The sequence below is a fragment of the Neobacillus drentensis genome (genome assembly GCF_036965425.1).
GTDB classification, from domain to species: Bacteria; Bacillota; Bacilli; order Bacillales; family Cytobacillaceae; genus Neobacillus; species Neobacillus drentensis_F.
Genome location: NZ_JBALPP010000210.1, coordinates 1 through 1,131, shown reverse-complemented (window position 1 = coordinate 1,131; position 1,131 = coordinate 1). Strand labels below are relative to the sequence as shown.

Here is a 1,131-nt window from a genome sequence, read left to right as displayed (position 1 = left end):
ACCTTATCCTTATCATTTTCTGCAAGTGGTTTATATAAGTTATATACTATGCTTATCCCTATTCCACCCTCAACCAATGCAACCATGGATAAAACATTAGTTAACAGTCCATCAATACCAAGGTAATCTGCTCCTAGGTTGTCTATAAAGACTTTTCTAGAAATAAAACCTAATGATATTATTACTAATTGAGACAGTATACTTATAGAAATATTTTTCATTGAATGTGTTGTTCTCATCATTAATTCCCTTCACAACCACAATAAGTTACATAAAAAGGATTATTTTATTATAACAAAAATCTCCTTCTCGTATTTTTCATCTCTGATTTCATCAACATCACTTCCTCCAGAAACTTCGCCAATATACTTATTCCTAACTGGTTGTTTTTTTGTTGCCTTTTTTAAAAACCATTCATATTCTATATCAATATGACCAATATCTACTGCATGAAATCCATAACGTGATAAATCAAATGCTAACACTGTAGCAGTTGGGCCAAGCGCAATTAATATTAGCTTTGACTTGTCCTGTTTCTTCACTTCATTTAATATCTCACTATATCTTGAAAATGCATCCTTTGGCGGGCATATTATTCTCTGGATTGACCTTACATTTTTAAAAAGATCATTACCTACACCTAATCTACTCTGTTCTCCTTCTACTATAACAATATCTTTGTAATTCCAAAGTCTTTTAAGTTTCTCAAAACGTTCTTCAGCTTTATCCTTATCATTATGATCTATATATAATCTTGTAACCAATGAATCATGATATTCCTTTTTCATATCTAATAAGGTATAAATTTTCCTTCGATTTATGTTTAAATATTTTCTCCAATAATTACTTGGAGCTTCAGCACACCAATCTAAACTTTCAAAAACATTTGGAATACATACAATATGTTTTTCTCTACTAGTTTTAATAATTTCTTTAAGTCTTTCTCTTAATTCTCCATGGCATGGTTGAAAGATTAAATTTTCTCCTTTCATAAGTGAAAATTCACCGTCACCATATCGGCTTACTGATATATTCCCTTTGACAATTGTATTTAAAGTTTCATCAGTTGTTTTTACTTTTGGTATTATACGACTTGCAAAAATTACCTTATTATACTGGATTGTAATATAT

The 1,131-nt window shown here is 29.7% G+C and carries 1 protein-coding gene and 1 pseudogene; both read right to left on the bottom strand.

The annotated features are described in order from the left end of the window. Window positions 1–239, bottom strand: a pseudogene (locus tag V7161_RS30120) (lipopolysaccharide biosynthesis protein); the annotation flags it as partial. A 42-nt stretch (window positions 240–281) separates the two neighbouring features. Beyond that, on the bottom strand, window positions 282–1,127 hold the full coding sequence (locus tag V7161_RS30115) for an SP_1767 family glycosyltransferase (protein ID WP_335716433.1): 846 nt from the start codon (window positions 1,125–1,127) through the stop codon (window positions 282–284). Window positions 1,128–1,131 lie beyond the last annotated feature (4 nt).